Origin of the sequence: Cronobacter dublinensis subsp. dublinensis LMG 23823 (genome assembly GCF_001277235.1) — a bacterium.
Classification (GTDB): Bacteria; Pseudomonadota; Gammaproteobacteria; order Enterobacterales; family Enterobacteriaceae; genus Cronobacter; species Cronobacter dublinensis.
Genome location: NZ_CP012266.1, coordinates 382,934 through 406,736 on the forward strand (window position 1 = coordinate 382,934; position 23,803 = coordinate 406,736).

The following is a 23,803-nucleotide window of genomic DNA, read 5'->3' on the forward strand; positions in this document are numbered from 1 at the left end:
TTTAGCGCTCCACCAGGGCTATACGCCGGTTATACAGGTTCATCAGTAGCGAAATTGACAGGCTGATAATGAGGTAAACGGACATCGTGATCGCAATCGTCTCGATAGCCTGGCCGGTCTGGTTCAGTACGGTGCCCGCGAACAGCGACACCATATCCGGATAACCGATAGCGGCGGCAAGCGACGAGTTTTTCACAATATTCAGATACTGACTGGTCAGCGGCGGAATGATGACGCGCATCGCCTGCGGAATAATCACCTGGCGCAGCGTCACCGGGTTCGGCAGGCCTAACGAGCGGGCTGCCTCGTGCTGTCCATGTGGAACGGACAAGATCCCGGCGCGAATAATCTCGGCGATAAAGGCCGAGGTATAGACGGAAAGCGCCAGCGTCAGGGCTGCCAGTTCCGGGATCAGCGCCAGCCCGCCGCGGAAGTTAAACCCGCGAAGCTCAGGCACATCCCAGTGCAGCGCCGGCCCAAAGATCAGATGCGCCAGCAGCGGCAGCACGACGATAAGCAACAGCAGCGTCGGCCAGGTGCGCCGCAATTGCCCGGTCTTCATCTGATGCTTTTTATTAAAGCGATAAAGCCCGTAAGCCAGCGCCAGCGCAATGATGACGGCACCGACAAACGCCAGCGCGCCTTCACCCGCCTCTGGCGAGGGCAGGTAGAGCCCGCGATTGCTCAGAAACGCCAGCTCAAAAGCGCTCACCGCCTGCCGTGGCCCCGGCAAGTTGCGCAGCACCGCGAAATACCAGAAGAAGATCTGCAACAGTGGGGGAATATTGCGGAACGTCTCGATATAAATCGTAGAGAGCTTACGCAGCAGCCAGTTATCAGACAGGCGCGCAAGTCCGATAAAAAAGCCGAGGAACGAGGCGAAAACGATACAGAGCGCGGAGACCAGCAGCGTATTCATCAGGCCGACCAGGAAAACGCGGCCATACGTGTTGCCTTCCTCATAGTCGATCAGATGCTGGACGATGCCAAACCCGGCGCTGCGATCCAGAAACGCAAACCCCGATGTAATGCCCCGGTTATTCAGGTTGGTAATGGTGTTGTGAATTAAATACGCGGCGATACCAAGAACGACCACAATCGCCACAATCTGGTACAGCCATGCGCGAACCGCAGGGCTGGAAAGGGAGAGAGGTCCTTTCACGCCAGGGCGTCGATGGAACATAAGTAAACCTCAGGCAACCATAACTCTGGGCTGGGCGCCGCCGAAGCGACGCCCGTAACGGCGTAATACTTAACGCACCGGCGGCGCGTACTGGATCCCGCCTTTATTCCAGAGATTGTTCTGGCCGCGTTTGATCTTCAGCGGGCTCTCCTGGCCTACGTTACGCTCGAAGATCTCGGCATAGTTGCCGACCTGTTTGATAATGTTGTAAGCCCATTTATTATCAAGCTTCAGGTCCTTGCCGTAGTCGCCTTCTTTACCTAACAGGTGCGCCATATCCGGTGTCGAAGGACTCGCGGCTTTAGCGTCCACGTTTTTGGAATCGATGCCCATCTCTTCGGCATTCAGCATGGCGAACAGCGTCCAGCGCACAATAGAGAACCACTCTTCATCGCCGCGACGAACGACCGGGCCCAGCGGTTCCTTGGAAATAACTTCTGGCAGCACGATCCACTCCGCCGGGTTGCTGAGCTTAATACGCAGCGCGTAAAGCTGAGACTGGTCGGAGGCGAGCGTATCGCAGCGGCCCGATTCCAGCGCTTTGGCCGATTCATCGGAACGGTCGAAAGTCACCGGCGTATATTTCATCTTGTTGGCTTTAAAGTAATCCGCCACGTTCAGCTCGGTATCGGTGCCCGCCTGAATACACACCGTCGCGCCGTCCAGCTCTTTGGCGCTTTTCAGGCCCGCTTTGTTATGGGTTAAAAAGCCGATGCCGTCGTAATAGGTTACGCCGGTGAAAGCCATACCCATGCCCGCGTCGCGCGATGAGGTCCAGGTCGTATTACGGGAGAGAACATCCACTTCGCCGGATTGCAGCGCGGTAAAACGCTCTTTCGCGGTCAGCGGGGTATATTTCACTTTTGAGGCGTCGCCAAAGACAGCGGCGGCCACGCCGCGGCAGACATCAACGTCGATGCCGGTAAATTTGCCGCTGGCGTCCGCGTAGGAAAAGCCCGGCAAACCGTCACTGATGCCGCACTGTACAAAACCTTTCTTTTTCACACTGTCCAGCGTGGCGCCGGCATGGGCCTGATTAACAACGGCGAACAGCGTGCCAGCGGCGGCCAGAGTGGCGATCATCATCTTCTTCATAATGCATCCTGTGTGGCGAGAATTATCGTTATAGATATAAGGCGACCGGGAGGCGCCAGTTTGCTGTCTGTGGCGTAAGCCATAGGGGGTAAAGCAAAGGGAATGCCAGGTTTACAACAGCCGGAAAACGCAGTGCGCTGATGTATTAAGCGAAGTGTAGACATAAAAGGAAAAAATAAGCGCACTGAAAAAGTGCAAAAAGACAATGTACGCCACATTTTGGAGCAAAATAAGGCGGGTTTTATTCGGGGGAGCGGGCGAGTGATTTCCTGCGTTAATATTGCAGGAACAAGCAATGGGAAAGCCTGTGGGATAACTCACGCGATAAAATAAAATTAAGCAGCAATGAGGTTTAAAAACAAAAGGTGAATCAAAGGCGTTTTTTATTATGCGCCAAAGCAATGCCAAAATTTTACCTTATGGCGGAGGCTGCACCGTTTTAAAGCAGCGAGGCGGGCGCAGAAATGACCCGCCAGGCATTGCCTTATTTACTCAGCGCGATAATGCCCATTGTTAACCCGGCAAGCGCGGCGGCGCCACCCGCGACGGCACCCGCGGTTTCCCAGTTATCCTGCGTTGTGCCTTTCATGCAGGTATTGGTATGCACCAGACGGCCCTGATCGTCATACACCGGGACGCAAGGAGAATCATGCGCGCAGCCAGCCAGTAAAGTACACAGCAGCGCGGCGGGAACGAATCTTTTCATTATTCACCTCTACAGAATAAACCGCTCTCCCGAAACGATATGAGTTGATAAATAATTTATCGGGCGCGGACAATACAAGAAGGTTATCACGCGTTCAGGCGCCCGTTGAGCAGACAATAATTGCAATTCATGTGAAATGTAAAAAAGATGGAAAAGCGCCGCGTCATTCAGGGCTAATGTGAAGAGATTATGGAGAATAAGACTTGTCTGTATCGAACCGGTAGCAACGAGCCCGGAATAATACTCTAATGCCGGTAATGGGTTGCGTGATTTTTAATGATAATGCCATGCGAGGAATAGGATAAGCGGAATAAAACATAGGCGCCATCAAGGCGCCTTGTTTACCTGGTTTACGGTTTGCCGTCGTGTTTCATAAAGCGCCGACGGATCACCACGAAAAAGACTGGTACGAAGAAAATGGCGAGCAGCGTGGCGCTCAGCATTCCGCCCATCACACCCGTGCCGACCGCGTTCTGCGCGCCGCTGCCCGCGCCATGATTGAGTACCAGCGGCAGCACGCCGAGAATAAACGCCAGCGAGGTCATCAGAATGGGACGCAGACGCAAGCGCACCGCCTCAAGTGTTGCTTCCGTCAGGCTCCGGCCCTCTTTTTCCATCAGATCCTTGGCGAACTCGACAATCAGAATGGCGTTCTTTGCCGACAGCCCGATCGTCGTGAGCAGGCCCACCTGGAAATAGACGTCATTATTCAGCCCGCGCAGCGACGCCGCCAGCAGCGCGCCGATAATCCCGAGCGGCACCACCAGCATCACTGAAAACGGAATCGACCAGCTTTCATAAAGCGCCGCGAGACACAGGAACACCACAACCAGCGAGATAGCGTACAGCGCGGGTGCCTGGTTACCGGAAAGCCGCTCCTGATAAGAAAGCCCCGTCCAGTCGTAGCCGATACCCGCAGGCAGTTTGCTGGCGAGGTTTTCCATCATCGCCATTGCTTCGCCGGTGCTGCGACCTGCGGCCGCCTCGCCCAGTATTTCCATCGACGGCATCCCGTTATAGCGCTCCAGGCGCGGCGAGCCATAAATCCAGTGCGCCGTCGTAAACGCCGAGAGCGGCACCATGTCGCCGCCGCTGCCGCGCACGTACAGCGTCTCGATATCCGAGGGTAGCATACGGAACGGGGCATCGGCCTGGACATAGACTTTTTTCACACGGCCCCGGTCGATAAAGTCATTCACGTATGTGCCGCCCAGCGCGGTCATAATCGTCTGGTTGATATCCGGGATAGTGACGCCCAACGCCTGCGCCTTCTCCTGATCGACATCCAGTTTGAACTGCGGTGTATCCTCAAGGCCGTTCGGGCGAACGCGCGTCAGCAGATCCGGATGCTCACGCACCATGCCGAGCAACTGATTACGCGCCTGCGTCAGCGCGTCATGCCCGAGGTTGGCCTGATCTTTAAGCTCGAAGTCAAAGCCCGTCGCAGTGCCCAGCTCAAGAATGGCTGGCAGGTTAAACGGAAACACCAGCCCGTCCTGGATTTTACTGAACGCATGGCTGGCGCGGGCGACAATCGCCCCAACGCTATTTTGCTGACCGGCGCGCGCCTCCCAGGGTTTCAGGCTGATAAACGCGATCCCGGCGTTCTGTCCCTGGCCGCTGAAGCTAAAGCCGCTGACGGTAAACACGGACTCGACATTCGCTTTCTCGTCATTCAGGTAATAATGACTTACCTGGTCGAGCACCTGCTGGGTGCGCGCCTGCGTCGCACCGGACGGCAGCTGCACCATCGTCATAAACACGCCCTGGTCCTCTTCCGGCAAAAAGGAGGTTGGCAGGCGGACAAACAGCACCGTCATCCCGACGACAATCAGCAGATACAGCAGAAGGTAGCGCCCCGTTTTGCGCAGGATACCGCCCACGCTTTGCGTATAGTGGTTAACGCTCAGATCGAAACGCGCGTTAAACCAGACGAAAAATTTCGCTTTTTGCGCGTGGTGGTCATCGCTTACCGGTTTGAGCAGCGTGGCGCACAGGGCTGGCGTGAGAATTAACGCCACCAGGACTGACAGCGCCATTGAAGAGACGATAGTCACGGAAAACTGGCGGTAGATAGCGCCAGTAGAGCCGCCAAAGAACGCCATCGGCACGAAGACCGCGGAGAGCACCATTGCAATCCCCACCAACGCGCCCTGGATCTGCGACATCGACAGCTGCGTCGCCTCTTTGGGCGGCAGTTTCTCCTCCACCATCACGCGCTCGACGTTTTCCACCACGACGATGGCGTCATCCACCAGCAGCCCTATCGCCAGGACCATCCCGAACATCGTCAGGGTGTTGATGGAATAGCCGAATGCCGCCAGCACCGCAAAGGTGCCCAACAGCACCACCGGCACGGCAATGGTCGGGATAAGGGTCGCGCGCAGGTTCTGCAGGAACAGATACATCACCAGGAAAACCAGGATAATGGCTTCAAACAGGGTTTTCACCACCTCGTGAATGGAGATCTTCACAAATGGCGTGGTGTCGTAGGGGTAAACCACTTTCATGCCCTGCGGGAAATAGCGCTGCAAATCGGCGAGCGTGGTTTTGATAGCGTTCGCGGTATCAAGCGCATTGGCGCCGGTGGCGAGTTTGATCCCAAGACCCGTCGCAGGCTGACCGTTAATTTTGGTCAGCATATTGTAGTTTTCACCGCCAAGTTCAATGCGCGCCACATCGCGCAGACGCACCTGCGAGCCGTCCGGATTCACTTTTAGCATCACGCGGCCGAACTCTTGCGGATCTTTAAGGCGCGTCTGGGCAATGATCGAGGCGTTCAGCTGCTGGCCCGGTACGGCGGGGGTGCCGCCCAGCTGGCCTGCGGCTATCTGGTTATTCTGCGCTTTCAGCTGATTGATAACGTCCAGCGGCGTGAGCTGGTAGTTATTCATTGCATGCGGATTAAGCCAGATGCGCATGGCGTACTGCGCGCCGAAAAGCTGTACGTCACCCACGCCATTGGTGCGGCTGATGGTGTCTTTCACATCGGAGGAGACGTAGTCGGCGATATCCTCCTGCGTCAGCAGCGGATTGTCGCTGATAAAACCGGCCACCAGCAGGAAACTGCTGCTGGCCTTCTCGACGCTCACGCCCTGTTGTTGTACCTCCTGCGGCAGCAGTGGCATCGCCAGTTGCAGCTTGTTCTGCACCTGTACCTGCGCGATATCGGGATCGGTGCCGGAGGTAAACGTCAGCGTGACGGTCACGCCGCCCGCCGAATCGCTGGTGGAAGACATATACATCAGGTTATCGATGCCGTTCATATTCTGCTCGATAACCTGCGTCACGGTATCCTGCACCGTCCGGGCGTCAGCGCCCGGATAGGTTGCCGAGACCGCAATAGCCGGTGGCGCAATCGTCGGATACTGGGCGATGGGGAGCTGTAAAATCGCCAGTGCGCCCGCCATCATCATGATGATCGCCAGAACCCAGGCGAAGATGGGACGTTGAATAAAAAAGTTAGCCATGACGTCACCTTACTTCGCAGGCGCGGTAACGGGTGTCACGACGGCGCCCGGATGCGCTTTCTGCAATCCGCTGACGATAACTTTCTCGCCCGTTTTAAGTCCGCCGGTAACCAGCCAGTTTTCTTTGATAGCCTGGCCTGTGGTGACGATGCGGTTTTCCACCTGGTTTTTCTCATTCACCACCATCACCATCGCCTCGCCGCGCGGGGTGCGGGTGACGCCCTGCTGCGGCACAAGGATGGCGTCAGGCTGCACGCCTTCATGAATGCGGGCGCGAACAAACATGCCCGGCAACAGGAGATGCTGCGGGTTGGGGAAAATCGCCCGTAGTGTGATCGAGCCGGTGCTTTCATCCACGGTCACGTCGGAGAATTGCAGTTTGCCTTTGAGCGGGTAGGCATCGCCGTTTTCCATCACCAGCTCGACGTTACCGGCATCGCTCTCTTTCTCAACCTGCCCCTGCGCCATGGCTTGCTTCAGACGCAGAAAATCGGTGCTGGACTGCGTGACATCCACGTACATCGGGTCGAGCTGCTGCACCGTCGCCAGTTCATTCGCCTGACTGCTGGTGACCAGCGCCCCTTCGGTCACGCTCGATTTGCCGATGCGTCCGCTAATTGGCGAGGTCACTTTCGTCCAGGCCACGTTAATACGGGCGCTCTCCAGCGCAGCCTGCGCCGCCGCGACGCTTGCCTCAGCCTGATGGGCGTTCGCCACCGCTTCGTCATACTCCTGTTTGCTGATGTACTGCGTTCCCGTAAGCGCCGCGTAGCGTCGCACCGTCAGACGCGCCATCTCGGCGGCGGCCTGCGCTTTGGCGAGGCTGCCCCGCGCGTTTTGCCATGCGGCCTGATACATCGCCGGATCTATTTGGTAGAGCGATTGACCGGCCTCGACATCCGCGCCTTCGGTGAAATTTCGCTTAAGGACGATGCCGCTTACCTGCGGTCGCACCTGCGCTACGCGATATGCGCGGGTGCGGCCCGGCAGTTCGGTGACGACCGCCACGGACGCTGGCTGTACCACATGAACCGTCACCTGAGGCGCAGAGGCTGCGGCGGCGTTATCGGCTTGATTATCACAACCTGTCATCCCTGACGCACAGAGGTACAGGCCAAGGGGCATAAGCAGAAGCCTGGCATAATTGGTCATTGCTGTTCCTTTATTAGCAGTAATACGATATCCACCGTCAGGCCGGTAGCAGGAATAAGGGTGAGATGAAAATAACAGAGCGCTATCGTACAAATAATTGAGCGCCTGTGTCAGCAATCCTTATTTAATCGGACATCGCAAAAGCATCAGAAAGCAAAGGAAGGTCTTCATTTGTTTTTAAATTTATGATTTCTGAAATTAAGTTGTTACTGGCTGCGTAAAATTATTTCGTGCAAGAAATGTATTTTGCTGTCGCATCTAATTAATTAAATCATTCTTTAAATCTATATATAAAAATCACAGGTCTTAATACAGAAGCTGTGATAAAACGCCGGAAAGAATTTAATGGATATCAGCCAGGAAAAGGCGAGGTGATTTATGGCCCGGAGAACCAAACAAGAGGCGCTGAAAACGCGCCAGCAGTTGATCGATGCCGCTATCTTTACGTTTGCCGAGCGCGGGGTGGCGCATACCACGCTTGCTGATATCGCGCGCGCCGCAGAAGTGACGCGCGGTGCGGTGTACTGGCACTTCACCAGCAAAGCGGAGCTGTTTAATGAAATCTGGCAGCAGCAATTGCCCGTAAGAGACATTATTCGTGCGCAGATTCCGGCGCAGGTTTGGCGCGACCCCTTGCTCTTATTACGGGAGACATTTATCGCCGCGCTGCAATATATCGCCAGCACGCCGCGCCAGCGCGCGTTGTTGCAAATTCTGTATCGTAAATGTGAATTTGATGACTCGATGACCTCAGAGGCCGACATCCGCGAGCGAATTGGGTTTAGCCGGCGTTATGTCGGGGAATTATTGCGTCAGGGCATTGCGGAGAACAAAATAGCAGGCTCGCTTGATGTCGATATTATGTTAACGATTTTACACGGCTGCCTGAGTGGTATTCTGAAAAACTGGTTATTTCAGCCCGATACTTGCGATCTTTTCAGATTAGCGCCCGTGCTGGTGGACAATATGTTGCGGATGCTGCCGCGCCCAGAAAATAACGACGCGGCGGTTTTAATCGCGCAATAACGGCGGTGTTTAACCTCCGGGGAAAGTTCAGCCAGGCTCGCGTTGTTCAACGGTTGTCGCCGTCTGCGGATGCTCCAGATTATCGCCCTCTCGGGTGATCACATCCGGCGTCAACGGCCTGCCGAGCAGATAGCCCTGGAGCGTATTGCAGCCCAGCTCGGTAAGAAACTGCTGCTGCTCGACGGTTTCCACGCCTTCGGCGACGACACGCAAATTAAGGGTTTTCGCCAGCGCGACGATAGCAGAGACAATCGTCGCGTCCTCGCCCTCGGCGCGCAGTTCATTGACAAACGCGCGGTCAATTTTCAGCTCGCTGGCGGGCAGCCGCTTCAGATAGAGCAGGCTCGAATAGCCGGTGCCGAAGTCATCGATAGACGCCTTCACGCCCAGCTCGGTGAGCCGGGTAAGCAGGCGTACGCTCTCATCCGGGTTGCTCATCGCCGTGGTTTCTGTCACTTCCAGAATCAGCTTATCGGGCGCGACCTGATGGCGCTCAAGACAGCCCATCACCATTTCCACCAGATCCGGCTGTTCAAACTGCATGGTAGAAAGGTTGACCGCGACCGACCACTGCGGGTGGCCCGCCTCGTGCCACGCATTCAACTGGCGGCAGGCTTCATCCAGCACCCACTCGCCAATGCTGATAATCATCCCGGTTTTTTCCGCGAGCGGCAGGAAGGCGTCGGGGGAGAGCAGCCCGTATTGCGGATGCTGCCAGCGCAGCAGCGCCTCAAAACCGACCACCGGCCCGGACGGCGCCTGAAACTTCGGCTGGTACATCAGGCGCAGCTCTTTGCGCTCGCGCGCCAGCCAGAGATCGTTCATCAGCTGAAGCTGGGTTTGCGCCTGAGTGTTCATTGAGGGCTGGAAAAAGCTGTAGCCGTTACGGCCAGTATGCTTGGTGTGGTACATCGCGGCATCGGCGTTAAACATCAGCTCGCGACCATTTTTGCCGTCGTGAGGGTAGAACGCGATGCCGACGCTCAGCGTCACTACCAGTTCATAGGGCTCAAGCGAAAACGGTTTATCGATGGCATGTACCAGCGCGTTGGCGAGCGCTGCCGCGTCATTGGGCTCGTCGGTTTCCGCCAGTAGCACGAACTCATCACCGCCGATGCGCGCTAGCGTAAACTGCCCTTTCAGTAGCTCCCTGAGACGCTCGGTGACGGCAACCAGCAGCCGGTCGCCGGTGTTATGCCCGTAAGCGTCATTCACCGCCTTGAAGCCGTCGAGATCCATAAACATCAGCGCAAAGCGGCTCGCTTCGCGATCGGCTTTATGGATGGCCTGATCGAGACGATCCTCCAGCAGCACGCGGTTCGGCAGACGGGTCAGCGTATCGTGCAGCGCCAGCTGGGCCAGCTCCTTGTTGGCTTCGGCAAGCGAAGAGGCGAGCAGCGAGGTGCGCGCCTGCAGGCGCGCGTCAAACATCGAGACCAGCAGCGTAATGCCAAGAATGGCGAGGGTCACCAGCGTCACGACGAGCGCCAGCCAGCGGGTATTCACGCCCATGTGCGTGGCGTGCGTATGGCCGGGGAAGTTGGCCGCCAGCATGCCAGTATAATGCATACCCGCGATGGCTATACCCATAATAACGGCGGCGCCCGCGCGCATCAGCGCTACGCGTCCGACATCCTGGCGCAGCCGGAAGGTCAGCCACAGCGCGGCCGCAGAGGCCAGCAGGGCAATGATGACCGACAGCGCCACCCAGCCCCATGACCAGACAATACCGGGCTCCACCAGCAGCGCGGCCATGCCGGTATAGTGCATCGCCGCAATCCCGCAGCCCAGCACCAGCGTGCCGGGGACAAGACGCGAGACGTTTAAGTCGGCGCCGCACACCAGTTGCAGCGCGAACAGCGACGAACCAATGGCAATCAGCAGCGACAGCGCTGTGATGAGCGGGTCATAGCTCAGCGTCACCGGCAGGCTCATCGCCAGCATGCCGATAAAATGCATGGCCCAGATGCCGATCCCCATGGCGACGCTGCCGCCAACCAGCCAGACGCGCGCGACATAGCCGCTGCTGGTGGTCACGCGTCCAGCCATATTCAGCGCGGTGCTTGAAGCCAGAATGGCCACGATAAACGAGGTTACAACAAGGATATTGTCGTAATGACTAACCAGCATGGCGTCTCATCCAAAAAAGGGTCGTGCATCCTCAGGCCTTGCCTGATGGGCCTGTGGGGACAAAGGGAGCTGAACATTATCACTGCCGAAAACCCGGCGAAAGTGATTTAAGACCCCTGAATGACAATGGATTTGACAGGTATAACCGTGTTCAGCAATGTCGCTACGGCGCCGATATTTCTGGCACGATATTGTCATTAGTGTAGCGCGGTGCCGCTATTTGTCAGGCCAGGCGGGAGAAAGACGGCCAACAGGAAGCAGAAAACAAAAAAGGCGCTTCCCCATGCCGGTTAGCGCCTTTTTAATCAGCAAGTTAACTAAGCGAACTTAGTTCATGCCGTATTTTTTCAGTTTCTTACGCAGCGTACCGCGGTTGATACCCATCATCAGCGCAGCGCGGGTCTGGTTGCCGCGGGTGTATTGCATCACCATGTCCAACAGGGGCTGTTCTACTTCAGCCAGTACCAGCTCATACAGGTCATTCACATCCTGACCGTTCAGTTGAGCAAAATAGTTCTTCAGTGCCTGTTTTACCGAGTCACGCAGGGGCTTTTGAGTCACCTGATCCTGAGAGTTAACGGTAGAAACGGTCAGTACGTCAGAATTTACGCGTTGTTCGAACATAGTTCTGTCAGCTCTTTATTTCTGTTTACGCAAAATTTTCGAAGTATGCCTCCAACGCCTCCAGCTGTTCGCTGGCATCCTCAATGGCGTTGAATGTGCGCCGAAACTGGTCATCTGGAGCATGTTCCTGGAGATACCAGGCCACATGTTTACGTGCAATTCGGTACCCCTTTGCCTGACCGTAAAAGTCATGCAATTCCCGAACGTGCGCGCATAGCAAGCGCTTAACCTCTGCCAGAGGCAGTGGCGACAGCAGCTCCCCAGTGTCCAGATAGTGCTGGATTTCCCGAAAGATCCAGGGTCTTCCCTGAGCCGCGCGACCTATCATCAGAGCATCTGCCCCTGTATAGTCGAGCACAGCTCTGGCTTTATGCGGGGAAGTAATGTCGCCATTCGCAATAACCGGAATGGAGACCTTCTGCTTAACTGTCCGAATGCTGTCGTATTCTGCGTTGCCCTGAAACAAACAGGCGCGGGTGCGGCCATGAATCGTCAGCGCCTGAATACCACATTCTTCAGCCAATTGGGCAATTTCTACACAGTTACGGTTAGCCGGATCCCAGCCGGTGCGAATCTTCAACGTCACGGGAACGTCCACTGCGTTAACTACCGCGGTCAGGATAGACTTCACCAGTTCCGGGTATTGCAGAAGGGCTGAACCTGCCAGTTTGCGATTCACTTTTTTAGCCGGGCAACCCATATTGATATCAATAATCTGGGCGCCGTTTTCCACATTAATACGTGCGGCTTCCGCCATCTCTTCGGGCACGCTGCCGGCGATTTGCACGGTGCGAATACCGGGCTCATCCACATGCACCATCCGCAACCGGGATTTATCACTCGCCCAGACTTCCGGGTTAGAGGACATCATCTCAGAGACGGTTAATCCTGCCCCCATCTCGTAGCACAGCGTCCGAAACGGTCTGTCTGTAATGCCAGCCATCGGTGCTGCGATCAGGCGATTTCTGAGCTGGTAGTGTCCGATACGCATGAGTGAAGAAATGACCATACTGTGCCTGCAAGGCGGCGTATATTACGCATTTTTTGCACGAGATGAAAGGCCAAACTTTGAACAATCCGATGCGACAGATCAATGAATCGGCGCGTGTACGGATTCCCCTAATAAATTAGGCTTAACAATCATTGCGTTAAATAAAAGTGATGAAAAAGTGCGCTTTAAAAAAATCCCGGAATTCGTTCTTTTTTTAACGAAACGGTCCGCTGTGAGGCGCTATAAACGGCGATAAAATACGCAAAAAAGGCGATAAAATGCGATCTGGCTCTCGTTATGGGGCCGGTTAATCTCCCGCAGAAGGGCGCAAACGCTGGAGAAAAGATGGGCGGATTTTTCCGCCCGCAGTGGATTATTCTACGACTACGCGTCCGTGGAGAGGCTGTACGGGACGGTTATTATCGTGATGCATAAGCTGTTTGAATTTGTCGAGCTGCGCCGCTGAGAGCGTCAGAGGGTGTTTAACGACAAGCCAGGCGATCCCTTCACTGCACGGCGGCGTTGTCAGCGAGCCGCTGAAGCGGTAATAGGTTTTGTCCTGTGGCAGCAACTTGTTGATATCAATGGCTGTAGTCAGAGGCTGGCTGGCATCGGCGTGCTCAGGAAGCGCCTGCCAGAGTTTCTCAAGCTCGGCGTTTGCCGCGCCGGTCTTAAACATCACCGCCACTACGGCAAGCTCGCCCGCCGCGTTTTTATGCACCAGATGCATTTCCAGATCGAAGTGTTTGCCGTGCAGGGTATTTTCGCTCGGCGCGTGGAAGTGAAACTGTTGTAGGCGATAGGCAACGCCATCGATCGTGACGCTATCCTGCGTGGTTTCAGGCAGTGTCGCCTGCACGGTGTGGCCATTGTTGAGGATAAGCGACGGGCCATCGACATAGTGGGTTTTCAGCGGCACGACGTGGGCTTTTAACGTATTGTCGATATCAATGGGTGACTGGTTCATGCCTTTCTGACACAGGCTGAAATCCGGCTCCAGCTCTCCCCAGTGCTCGGGAGCGCCTTCGCCTTCATAACTCCAGTGTGAGGCCATCGCCAGGGCGGGAAGCAGGCTCAGCGTAAGCAGAACCGAACGAGCAATTTTCGTAGCCATAAACAAATTCTCTGCGTGAATAATTAGTGAGTTTTTATTCGTGAAATAAATCATTTCACGCAGTTATTATACGGTTATGGCGATGCGCCCAGAAATCAAAACGGTGTATAAAAAAATAAAAAGCGCGGCAAATCCCGCGCTTTTTTATCATTGATGACGCTCCCGAAGAAGCAGGCAAGACGTTATCGCTTCACGCCGGTGATGCGGCACCACTCTTCTTTTTCCACGACCGGATCGAGCGTAAACAGCCCGTCATACGCTTCGCACACGCTTTGCGCCTGGCTTGCCAGAATGCCGGACAGCCCCAGCAGGCCGCCCTGTACCGGCAGTACACTAATCAGCGGCGCCAGTTCACGCAGCGGGCCGGCGAGAATATTAGCCACCACCACGTCGGCCTGCATATCCGACGGCTGGTTTTCCGGCAGATAGAGCTCAAGGCGCTCAGAGACGCCGTTACGCTGGGCGTTATCACGGCTCGCCTGAATGGCCTGCGGGTCGATATCGATGCCAATCGCTTTCGCCGCGCCCAGCTTCAGCGCCGCGATGGCGAGAATGCCGGAGCCGCAGCCGAAATCGATAACGGTTTTACCTGCCAGGTCGAGTCCGTCCAGCCATTGCAGACAAAGCGAGGTCGTCGGGTGCGTGCCGGTGCCGAAGGCAAGGCCCGGATCGAGCATCACGTTCACGGCGTTTTCATCCGGCACGTCGCGCCAGCTCGGGCAGATCCACAGACGCTCGCCAAAGCGCATCGGGTGGAAATTATCCATCCACTCGCGCTCCCAGTCTTTGTCTTCCAGCTGTTCGATTTTATGGGCGAAACCCGCGCCGAGACGCGGCGCGTGTTCCAGCATCGCGACCACGTCCTGCATATCGGTTTCGGCGTCGAACAGGCCGATAACGTCCGTATCGCCCCACAGACGGGTTTCACCCGGCAGCGGCTCGAACACCGGCGTGTCGTGGGTGTCCTGGAAGGTCACGGAGACCGCGCCGCTTTCCATTAGCGCATCGCTAATCTCTTCGGCATGAGCGCCGGTAGTGTTAATTTTCAGTTGGATCCAGGGCATGGCATTACTCATTCATTAGCAGTAGAAACAGACGCGGCCTGCGCGGCCGGGCGACCGAAACGGTTACCCACCACAAAAGCCAGCAAACTTAACAGCAGCGACGGCACGATCGGATGAAAGCCGAGCAGCTGTATTTTAAAGGTGGCCAGCAGGGCGTAAAGCACGCCGCCGACAATCATCGACGACAGCGCCCCTGCGGCGTTGGCGCGCTCCCAGTACAGTCCGAGCACCAGCGGCCAGAGGAACACGGCTTCCAGCCCGCCAAAGGCAAGCAGGTTAAGCCAGATAATCATCTCTGGCGGCCGCCACGCGGCGAGCAGCAGCAGAACGCTTAAGATTAACGTAATCAGCGATGATATCCGCTTCAGGCGTTTTTCGTTGTGGATCTCCGCGGGGCGCAGATTCAGCCACAGATCTTTGACGATCGTCGCCGATGACTGCAACAGTTGTGCGTTAATGGTCGACATAATGGCCGCCATGGGCGCGGCGAGGAATATCCCGGCGGCGAAGGGCGGCAGTACGGTGACCATTAAGGTCGGGATAACCAGATCCGGTACGTGTAAATCCGGCAGCACCGCGCGGCCAAGCGCGCCCGCAAGGTGCATGCCGAGCATTAGGATCGCGACTACGACCGTTCCGAGAATAATTCCGCGGTGCACCGCTTTGCTGTCTTTATAAGAGATGCAGCGTACCGCCGTATGCGGCAGTCCGATGACGCCAAAGCAGACCAGCACCCAGAACGAGGTCATAAACATCGGCGACAGCATATCGTCCGCGCCCTGCGGCGAAACCAGCTGCGGATCGATATGCTGGAGCTTATCCACCGCGCTGTGCAGCCCGCCTGCGGCATGTACCACGCCCACCAGCAGCACAATTGTGCCGATTAACATCACCAGGCCTTGCAGCGTGTCGTTAAGCACGCTGGCGCGAAAGCCGCCGAACGCCGTGTAGAGCGCGATGCTGACGCCGAAAATCAGCAGGCCGGTCTCATAAGGGATGCCCGCTGCGGTTTCCAGCAGGCGCGCGCCGCCGATAAACTGCACCGTCATCGCGCCGATAAACGCCACCAGCAGGCTCAGGCTCGCAAGCCAGACCAGCAGGCGGCTCTGAAAGCGCGCGTAGAGCATATCGTTGAGCGTCACCGCGTTATAGCGCCGCGCCAGAATCGCGAACTTTTTGCCGAGTACGCCGAGCGACAGCCAGACGGCGGGCAGTTGGATCATCGCCAACAATACCCAGCCGAGACCGTATTTATACGCCGCTCCCGGCCCGCCAATAAACGAGCTGGCGCTGATATAGGTAGCGGTTAAGGTCATCGCCAGCACCACGCCGCCCATCGAGCGGCTGCCGAGGAAATATTCGTTCAGGAAATTCCCGCTGCTGCGCCGCCGCATCGCATACAGCGACAGGCCGAACACCACCAGCAGATAGGCTACGAGCGGCAAAATCACGTCATGCTGCATCGTTATCCTCCAGAGGCATGTCGCGGAAGAAAACACGCACCATCAGCCAGCAGAGCAAGATAAACAGCAGCGGCACCAGCAGGCAGGCCATTTCAAACCAGTGCGGCAGACCGGTGAAGCCCTGCTGCGTATCAGGTAAGTAAGCCGCCACTAACCAGGCCGCGAGATAGAGGAGGGTCAGCCACAGCGCCCAGCGCGCTTCTTTATGGGCCTGAACAAAACGTTTGTCCATTGTCATACCCTGTCAGTGAAGAAAGCGGCGATTGTACCCTGGCCTTTCAGGGGAGCCATAAAAAATAAAGGCCAGCAAAGCTGGCCTTGAGCAGGGAAACGGGGCTTATTTCTCTTGCAGGCCCAGTTTCTTCTCCAGGTAGTGGATGTTCGTCCCACCGTGCTGGAAGTTTTCATCGTTCATGATGCGGGTCTGCAGATCAACGTTGGTTTTGATGCCGTCGATGATCAGCTCCTGCAGGGCGTTACGCATACGGGCCAGCGCCACATCGCGGTTTTCACCGTAGCAGATGAGCTTGCCAATCATGGAATCGTAATACGGCGGTACGGTATAACCGGCGTAAATGTGCGATTCCCAGCGAACGCCAAAACCGCCCGGCGCGTGGAAGCGCGTGATTTTACCCGGGCTTGGCAGGAAGGTGTTCGGGTCTTCGGCGTTGATACGGCATTCCACCGCATGGCCTTTGACCACGACTTCTTCCTGTTTGATAGAGAGTGGCTGACCGGCAGCGATACGCAGCTGCTCTTTGATAAGGTCAACGCCTGTAATCATCTCGGTAACCGGATGCTCTACCTGAATACGGGTGTTCATCTCGATAAAGTAGAACTCGCCGTTTTCAAACAGGAACTCGAACGTACCCGCGCCGCGATAGCCGATATCCACACAGGCTTTCGCGCAGCGCTCGCCGATGTAGCGGCGCAGTTCCGGGGTAATGCCCGGTGCCGGCGCTTCTTCGACCACTTTCTGGTGACGACGCTGCATGGAGCAGTCGCGCTCTGCCAGATAGATAGCGTTGCCCTGACCATCCGCCAGCACCTGAATTTCGATGTGGCGCGGATTTTCCAGGTACTTCTCCATGTAGACCATGTCGTTGTTGAACGCGGCTTTCGCTTCCGCTTTGGTCATGGAGATGGACTGCGCCAGTTCGGCGTCGCTGCGCACAACGCGCATACCGCGACCGCCGCCGCCGCCAGACGCTTTGATAATAACCGGGTAGCCAATGCGTTTCGCATGGGCGCGGTTCTTATCCATATCGTCGCCCAGCGGGCCGTCGGAGCCAGGTACGGTCGGTACGCCCGCTTTCTTCATCGCGGTGATCGCGGAGACTTTATCGCCCATCAGGCGAATGGTGTCGGCTTTCGGGCCGATGAAGATAAAGCCGGATTGCTCAACCTGCTCGGCAAAGTTGGCGTTCTCGGACAGGAAGCCGTAACCCGGGTGGATAGCGACCGCGCCGGTAATTTCGGCAGCAGCGATAATCGCCGGGATGTTCAGATAGCTTTTGACTGACGGCGCCGGACCGATGCACACGGTCTCGTCTGCCAGCAGTACGTGTTTCAGATCGCGATCCGCGGTCGAATGCACCGCGACGGTCTTGATGCCCAGCTCTTTGCAGGCACGAAGAATACGCAGTGCGATTTCGCCACGGTTAGCGATGACAATTTTATCCAGCATGTTCGCCTCGTTATTCGATGACAACCAGCGGCTCGTCAAATTCTACTGGCTGACCGCTTTCTACCAGGATCGCTTTCACCACGCCGGCTTTGTCGGCTTCGATCTGGTTCATCATTTTCATCGCTTCAACGATGCACAGGGTGTCGCCCACGTTGACTTTCTGGCCCACTTCCACAAACGCTTTCGCATCCGGGCTCGGGGTACGATAGAAGGTACCAACCATCGGGGAACGTACGATGTGACCACTGACTTCTGCGGCAGCCGGCGCTTCCATTGCCGGAGCGGCAGCTGGAGCAACAGCGTTAGACAGCGCCTGCTGCGGCTGCATCATCGGCGCGGCATAGGCCTGCTGCATCATCGGGAAGCCCGTATTAGCCGGTGAGCGGCTGATACGTACAGACTCTTCGCCTTCAGAAATTTCCAGTTCAGCGATGCCTGATTCTTCAACCAGCTCGATCAGTTTTTTAATCTTACGAATATCCATGAGTGGGTTCCGTACTCTTTGTTTAGTGTGATTGTGACAGGCGTTTGACCGCCGTCTGTAAAGCATAGGTATAGCCGTCGGCGCCTAAACCGCAGATGACGCCGGCTGCGATATCAGAAAGGTATGAATGATGCCGGAAGGGCTCGCGAGCATGCACGTTGCTCAGGTGGATCTCGATAAACGGAATGCTCACCGACAGCAGCGCGTCGCGCAGCGCCACGCTGGTATGCGTAAACGCGGCCGGATTGATCAGGATATAGTCAATATTGTCTTTAGCCTGATGAATTCGGTCGATAAGCGCGTACTCGGCGTTAGATTGCAGGTGATCGAGCGACACATTCAGCCGTTGCGCTTCGACGGCGAGTTCGTTAACGATTTGTTCGAGCGTCTGCGTGCCGTACTTCTCCGGCTCGCGGGTGCCGAGCATGTTAAGGTTCGGGCCGTTCAAAAGCAAAATGTGAAATTTCTCGGTCATCCTGGCGCTATCTCCTGCCATTTTCCGGTAAATGTCAAAATATACCTTCATCGTCTGGTTGTCACCCGTCGGCGCGTAAAAAGCCGCGGCTGAAAAACCAAAGTCGCACATTATAACGATTTCGTAGCATTTGGCAGCTAAATACTGGTCTTATCAGGGAAGATTATCAACCACCCTTAGGAAAACGTTATCGGGGAATAACAGAAGTGCGGGAAAACGCACATAAACGCGTCATGTTCGCCACCATTGGCGGAGCTTTTTATAACGCCATGCCAGCAGGACGATCGCGCCCAGCGCGTAGAGGATGGGTTGCGGCGACAGGATCTTCACCGACCAGAGATAATGTACTGGCGCGAGAATCGCGACCAGATAGACGACGTTGTGCAACGTTTGCCAGCGCCGCCCCAGTTTTCGCTGCGCTGCCTGGAAAGAGGTCAGCGCCAGCGCCAGCAGAATCAGCCAGCTGACCACGCCGAGCGTCAGGTAAGGGCGTGAGACCAGCTCGCTGCCCAGCAGCGACAGGTTATTGAGCCCCAGCTCCAGCAGCGAATAGCTGACCAGATGCAGCGTCGCCCAGGCAAAGCACCACAGCCCCAGCAGGCGACGGGTGCGAATGAGCAACGGCTGTTTTAACAGGCGGGTCAGCGGCGTGACGAGCAGCGTGGCAAGCAGCAGTTTTAACGCCATTCTGCCGGTAAAATGCTGAATATCTTTCGCCGGATCGGCGCTGAATAACCCCTGGCTTGCGGCATAGAAAAGCCAGAGCAGCGGCAAAAACGCGGCGAGATGCAGCGCCACTTTCAGCCAGACAATCTGTTTTGCCGTTAAACGCACTCAGAAATTCTCCCGCAGATCGAGCCCTTTATAGAGTGACGCCACCTTATCGGCATACCCATTAAACAGCAGCGTCGGCTGGCGCTTAACGTCTAGCACGCCGCCTGCGCCAATCACGCGTTCGCTCGCCTGCGACCAGCGCGGATGATCGACATGCGGATTCACGTTGGCGTAAAAGCCGTATTCATCGGGTGCCGCCTGGTTCCAGGTGGTTGGCGGGCGCTCGCGGGTCAGTTTAATGCTGACGATCGATTTAATGCCTTTAAAGCCATATTTCCACGGCACCGTCAGGCGCACCGGCGCGCCGTTTTGCGGCGGCAGCGCTTTACCGTAGACGCCCGTCGTCAGCATGGCGAGCGGATGCATCGCCTCATCAAGGCGCAGCGCTTCGACATACGGATATTCGAGTCCGCCGCCAATAAAGCGGTCTTTCTGGCCGGGCATGATATCGGGCGCGTAAAGCGTTTCGAATGCGACATATTTCGCGTTGCTGGTGGGCTCCGCCAGGGCGAGCAGTTTATGAAGCGGGAACCCTATCCACGGCACCACCATCGACCACGCTTCGACGCAGCGCATCCGGTAAATGCGCTCTTCGAGCGGGAACTTTTTGGTGAGGTCGTCGTGATCGAGCGTCAGCGGTTTCGCCACTTCGCCGCTAATTTTCAGCGTCCACGGGTTGGTTTTCAGGATCCCGGCATTGGCCGCAGGGTCGGCTTTATCCAGCCCGAACTCATAGAAGTTGTTATAGCCGGTCACTTTGTCTTCCGGCGTCAGATCAAGCTTCGCCTGATACTGCGCAGGGCGCGTGAAATCAAGCGGTGCGCCCGCGGGGGCTTTGGGCCGATCGTTACCCTTAAACCAGGAGAGCACATCCGCATGGGTGGCGGTGGGCAGCGAGAGCGCTGCGGTGGTGATCCCCAGGGCTTTGAGCACCTGGCGACGCTGCATAAAGAAAGCCGACTCGGCAGTGACATCGGCTTCGGTTAATCGGCTGACTTTTTTCATGCTCGGCTCCGCAATAACGACACGTAACGCTACGCCTTAATCATGACAGGGCACAAGTCAGCCTGCGAGTGGAGAGGTTAATTATCTGTAAATAAATTTAAGCATTAGCGAATTTTTACCAGCGTACGGCCCTGCGCGCGGTTGCCAATAATGGCTTCGGCGAAGGCGGGCGCCTGGTCCAGCGTGATTTCGGTCGCGCTCTGCTGATAAAACGACGCGGGCAGGTCGCGTACCAGGCGCTGCCAGGCCTCAAGACGGCGCGGCGCGGGCGTCATCACGGAATCGACGCCCTGCAAACGCACGTTGCGCAAAATAAAAGGCATCACCGTGGTCGGCAGCGCGAAACCGCCCGCGAGACCACAGGCCGCCACGCAGCCGCCGTAGTTGATCTGCGCGAGCACTTTGGCCAGCACTTTATCGCCGACGGTATCTACCGCGCCTGCCCACAGCTGTTTCTCAAGCGGGCGGCTTTCGGCAAATTCATCACGGCTGAGAATACGGCTCGCGCCAAGGCTTTTCAGATACTCATGCGTGCTTTCACGGCCGCTCACCGCCACCACCTGATAGCCCAGATGATGCAGTAGCGCGACCGCCGTGCTGCCTACGCCGCCGCTTGCGCCCGTCACCAGCACTTCGCCGCTCTCGGGGCGCACGCCCGCGTCTTCCAGCGCCATAACGCACAGCATCGCGGTAAAACCCGCCGTGCCGATAATCATCGCCTGACGTCCGTCGAGCCCCTCTGGCAGCGGCACCAGCCAGTCGGCTTTCACGCGCGCCGTCTCGGCAAGCCCGCCCCAGTGGTTCTCGCCGACGCCCCAGCCGGTCAGCAGCACCGGCTGACCAGGCTGAAAGCGCTCGTCGGCGCTTTCACGAACCACGCCCGCGAAATCAATACCCGGCACCATCGGGAACTCGCGAATGATTTTGCCTTTGCCAGTGATCGCCAGCGCGTCTTTATAGTTAAGGCTGGACCAGTCGATATCGACCGTCACCTCCGCCTGCGGCAGCAGCGTCTCCTCAACCGGTTTTACCGATGCCAGGGTTTTGCCATCCTGCTGTTCGAGAAGTAAAGCCTGCATGTTAACGCTCCTTAAAAACGACTTAAGTTGGAAAATCACTTCTGAGGACTATACTCGCATAATGAAACGTTATGCCGATTTGCCGCAATAAAACGGCATAGTCGCGCCCCCATTTCTGGTAGTATGCGCGGCCAGATATTTAAAGTTAGCACTCACTTCCACCTGTTCATTAGCGTGAAGAACCGAAAGGCGGTTCCCCCGCGTGACGCCCAACTACGGAGTTAACACAAGGATGCGCTTAACGACGAAATTTTCCGCCTTTGTCACGCTGCTGGTCGGGCTGGCGATGCTGGTTACCCTGCTGGGCTGCTCGCTGAGTTTTTTCAACGCCATTCAACATAAAGTGACGCAGCGCGTCGCGTCCGTGGCATCCGTGGTGGATAACGAACTGGTTTTTCAGTCGCCGCAGGCGATGCAGCATCGCCTCGATGAGATGATGGTGCCGCTGGATATTGTGCGCATTGAATTCGAACTGGGCGGCAAGGTGATTTTCAGCCACGAAAGACCCGAAAGCTATCGGGAATCCACCGTACAGACCCGCGATCGCCAGCTCAGCGTACCGCTTATCAAACACCCCGGCATGACGCTGCGTTTAACGTGGCAGGACCCGCTGGTGACCTATTATCGTTCCCTGCTGACCACCGCACCGCTGACGCTGGCTTTCGCGTTGATGGTCGTGATGATTTATCTCTCGGTACGCTGGATAACGCGCCAGCTGGCGGGCCAGGAATTGCTGGAAGGCCGGGCGGTGCGCATCCTTAACGGCGAGCGCGGCGCCAACGCGCGCGGCAATATTCATGAATGGCCGACCCACGCCAGCAGCGCGCTCGACATCCTGCTCTCGGAGCTCCAGCTTGCCGGTGAACAGCGCAGCCGTATGGATACGCTCATTCGCGCCTATGCCGCCCAGGACGCCAAAACCGGTCTTAGCAACCGCATCTTCTTTGATAACCAACTGGCGACGCTGCTTGAAGACCAGGAAAAAGTTGGCACCCACGGCGTGGTGATGATGATCCGCCTGCCCGATTTCGACATGCTGCGTGACAGCTGGGGAAAAACCGCCGTTGAAGAGTACCTCTTCACGCTCATCAACATGCTTTCTACCTTTATCATGCGCTACCCCGGCGCGCTGCTGGCCCGCTATTTTCGCAGCGATTTCGCCGTGCTGCTGCCGCACCGTACGCTGAAAGAGGCCGACAGTATCGCCAGCCAGCTGCTGAAGGCTGTCGGCGCGCTGCCGCCCACCCGGATGCTCGACAGCAGCGATATGCTGCATATTGGTATTTGCGCCTGGCGCAGCGGACAGACCACCGAGCAGGTGATGGAGCACGCCGAAGTGGCGGCGCGCAACGCGGTGTTGCAGGGCACGAACAGCTGGGCGGTTTACGACAACACGCTGCCGGATAAAGGGCGCGGCAATGTTCGCTGGCGCACGCTGATTGAAAATGCGTTGCAGCGCGGCGGCCCGCGTTTCTACCAGAAACCGGCGGTGCTGCGCGACGGCTATGTCCATCATCGCGAACTGATGTGCCGTATCTTTGACGGCAGCGAGGAAGTGCTGGCGGCGGAGTATATGCCGATGGTGCAGCAGTTTGGGCTTGCCGAACAATACGATCGTCAGCTGATTGGCCGCGTCCTGCCTTTCTTGCGCTTCTGGCCCGACGAAACCCTGGCGCTGCCGGTGACGGTGGAGTCGCTGATCCGCCCGCCGTTTCAGCGCTGGCTGCGCGATACGCTGATGCAATGCGAAAAATCGCATCGAAAACGCATTCTTTTTGAACTTGCCGAGGCAGATGTTTGTCAACATCTCAGCCGTTTACAACCGGTTGTGCGTTTAATCAGGGCGCTTGGGCTTCGCATCGCGGTGGTTCAGGCGGGATTAACGGTGGTCAGCACGGTCTGGATCAAAGCGCTCGATGTCGAAATCATCAAGCTGCATCCTGGACTGGTGCGGGATATCAACAAGCGCACCGAAAACCAGCTTTTTGTTCAGAGCCTGGTGGAGGCGTGCAATGGAACGCAGACGCGGGTTTTTGCGACCGGCGTCAGGACTAAAAGTGAATGGCAGACGCTGGTCGAGCGTGGCGTGACGGGAGGTCAGGGCGATTTTTTTGCCGCCTCGCAACCTCTCGATACTAATGTGAAAAAATATTCGCAAAGATACTCGGTTTGACCTGCCGTTTAACTTGTTTTCACGTAGAATAACGCGCGCTGCATCTTA

Annotated in this window: 20 protein-coding genes; 2 read left to right on the forward strand and 18 right to left on the reverse strand. The window is 56.7% G+C overall.

Features of this window, described 5'->3' with window-relative positions; translation table 11 throughout:
* Position 1 precedes the first annotated feature (1 nt).
* The 5 genes from AFK67_RS01810 to AFK67_RS01830 form a co-directional block, all read right to left on the reverse strand.
* Positions 2 to 1,183 carry an amino acid ABC transporter permease gene (locus AFK67_RS01810; RefSeq protein ID WP_007720940.1) on the reverse strand — a complete coding sequence of 394 codons (1,182 nt, stop codon included), beginning with the start codon at positions 1,181 to 1,183 and terminating at the stop codon, positions 2 to 4.
* Positions 1,184 to 1,252: 69 nt separating this feature from the next.
* On the reverse strand, positions 1,253 to 2,278 hold the full coding sequence (locus AFK67_RS01815) for an amino acid ABC transporter substrate-binding protein (protein ID WP_007720937.1): 1,026 nt from the start codon (positions 2,276 to 2,278) through the stop codon (positions 1,253 to 1,255).
* 484 nt (positions 2,279 to 2,762) lie between these two features.
* Entirely contained in the window at positions 2,763 to 2,984 is a 222-nt protein-coding gene (locus AFK67_RS01820) for a putative periplasmic lipoprotein (RefSeq protein ID WP_007720934.1), read from the reverse strand.
* Positions 2,985 to 3,334: 350 nt separating this feature from the next.
* Positions 3,335 to 6,454, reverse strand: a complete 3,120-nt coding sequence (locus AFK67_RS01825; protein WP_007720931.1) for an efflux RND transporter permease subunit — start codon at positions 6,452 to 6,454, stop codon at positions 3,335 to 3,337.
* 9 nt (positions 6,455 to 6,463) lie between these two features.
* Positions 6,464 to 7,606, reverse strand: coding sequence for an efflux RND transporter periplasmic adaptor subunit (locus AFK67_RS01830; protein WP_038884929.1), 1,143 nt, complete (start codon positions 7,604 to 7,606; stop codon positions 6,464 to 6,466).
* 378 nt (positions 7,607 to 7,984) lie between these two features.
* Here AFK67_RS01830 and envR point away from each other — a divergent pair, with 378 nt between their 5' ends.
* Positions 7,985 to 8,632: an acrEF/envCD operon transcriptional regulator gene (envR, locus tag AFK67_RS01835; RefSeq protein WP_007720926.1), complete on the forward strand. Its 648-nt coding sequence runs from the start codon at positions 7,985 to 7,987 to the stop codon at positions 8,630 to 8,632.
* 27 nt (positions 8,633 to 8,659) lie between these two features.
* Here the strand turns inward: envR and AFK67_RS01840 are convergent, their stop codons facing one another.
* The 13 genes from AFK67_RS01840 to acuI all read right to left on the reverse strand — a co-directional run bounded on the left by AFK67_RS01840 (position 8,660) and on the right by acuI (position 21,582).
* Positions 8,660 to 10,762: a putative bifunctional diguanylate cyclase/phosphodiesterase gene (locus AFK67_RS01840; RefSeq protein ID WP_007720923.1), complete on the reverse strand. Its 2,103-nt coding sequence runs from the start codon at positions 10,760 to 10,762 to the stop codon at positions 8,660 to 8,662.
* 327 nt (positions 10,763 to 11,089) lie between these two features.
* The gene (fis, locus tag AFK67_RS01845) at positions 11,090 to 11,386 is read right to left on the reverse strand and encodes a DNA-binding transcriptional regulator Fis (protein ID WP_000462905.1); all 297 of its coding nucleotides are present in this window, start codon (positions 11,384 to 11,386) and stop codon (positions 11,090 to 11,092) included.
* A gap of 25 nt (positions 11,387 to 11,411) precedes the next feature.
* On the reverse strand, positions 11,412 to 12,377 hold the full coding sequence (dusB, locus tag AFK67_RS01850) for a tRNA dihydrouridine synthase DusB (protein WP_032992256.1): 966 nt from the start codon (positions 12,375 to 12,377) through the stop codon (positions 11,412 to 11,414).
* Positions 12,378 to 12,750: 373 nt separating this feature from the next.
* Entirely contained in the window at positions 12,751 to 13,491 is a 741-nt protein-coding gene (locus AFK67_RS01855) for a carbonic anhydrase (protein WP_038884936.1), read from the reverse strand.
* A gap of 182 nt (positions 13,492 to 13,673) precedes the next feature.
* Positions 13,674 to 14,555: a 50S ribosomal protein L11 methyltransferase gene (gene prmA, locus AFK67_RS01860; RefSeq protein WP_007720911.1), complete on the reverse strand. Its 882-nt coding sequence runs from the start codon at positions 14,553 to 14,555 to the stop codon at positions 13,674 to 13,676.
* Positions 14,556 to 14,563: 8 nt separating this feature from the next.
* Positions 14,564 to 16,018, reverse strand: coding sequence for a sodium/pantothenate symporter (gene panF, locus AFK67_RS01865; protein ID WP_007720908.1), 1,455 nt, complete (start codon positions 16,016 to 16,018; stop codon positions 14,564 to 14,566).
* On the reverse strand, positions 16,008 to 16,250 hold the full coding sequence (locus tag AFK67_RS01870) for a YhdT family protein (protein WP_007720903.1): 243 nt from the start codon (positions 16,248 to 16,250) through the stop codon (positions 16,008 to 16,010). Before AFK67_RS01870 ends, panF begins: the two co-directional genes overlap by 11 nt.
* A gap of 105 nt (positions 16,251 to 16,355) precedes the next feature.
* Positions 16,356 to 17,705 (reverse strand): acetyl-CoA carboxylase biotin carboxylase subunit, encoded by a 1,350-nt coding sequence (accC, locus tag AFK67_RS01875; RefSeq protein ID WP_007704799.1) that lies wholly within the window; start codon positions 17,703 to 17,705, stop codon positions 16,356 to 16,358.
* Positions 17,706 to 17,715: 10 nt separating this feature from the next.
* Positions 17,716 to 18,189, reverse strand: coding sequence for an acetyl-CoA carboxylase biotin carboxyl carrier protein (gene accB, locus AFK67_RS01880; RefSeq protein ID WP_007720899.1), 474 nt, complete (start codon positions 18,187 to 18,189; stop codon positions 17,716 to 17,718).
* 22 nt (positions 18,190 to 18,211) lie between these two features.
* Positions 18,212 to 18,664 (reverse strand): type II 3-dehydroquinate dehydratase, encoded by a 453-nt coding sequence (gene aroQ, locus AFK67_RS01885; RefSeq protein WP_007720896.1) that lies wholly within the window; start codon positions 18,662 to 18,664, stop codon positions 18,212 to 18,214.
* A gap of 231 nt (positions 18,665 to 18,895) precedes the next feature.
* Positions 18,896 to 19,498 (reverse strand): protein-methionine-sulfoxide reductase heme-binding subunit MsrQ, encoded by a 603-nt coding sequence (gene msrQ, locus AFK67_RS01890; protein WP_007720893.1) that lies wholly within the window; start codon positions 19,496 to 19,498, stop codon positions 18,896 to 18,898.
* Positions 19,499 to 20,503, reverse strand: coding sequence for a protein-methionine-sulfoxide reductase catalytic subunit MsrP (gene msrP / locus AFK67_RS01895; protein WP_038884925.1), 1,005 nt, complete (start codon positions 20,501 to 20,503; stop codon positions 19,499 to 19,501).
* Positions 20,504 to 20,607: 104 nt separating this feature from the next.
* The gene (gene acuI / locus AFK67_RS01900; protein WP_007722979.1) at positions 20,608 to 21,582 is read right to left on the reverse strand and encodes an acrylyl-CoA reductase (NADPH); all 975 of its coding nucleotides are present in this window, start codon (positions 21,580 to 21,582) and stop codon (positions 20,608 to 20,610) included.
* A gap of 232 nt (positions 21,583 to 21,814) precedes the next feature.
* Between acuI and csrD the strand changes: the two genes are divergently transcribed.
* On the forward strand, positions 21,815 to 23,755 hold the full coding sequence (gene csrD, locus AFK67_RS01905; protein ID WP_007722981.1) for an RNase E specificity factor CsrD: 1,941 nt from the start codon (positions 21,815 to 21,817) through the stop codon (positions 23,753 to 23,755).
* Positions 23,756 to 23,803 lie beyond the last annotated feature (48 nt).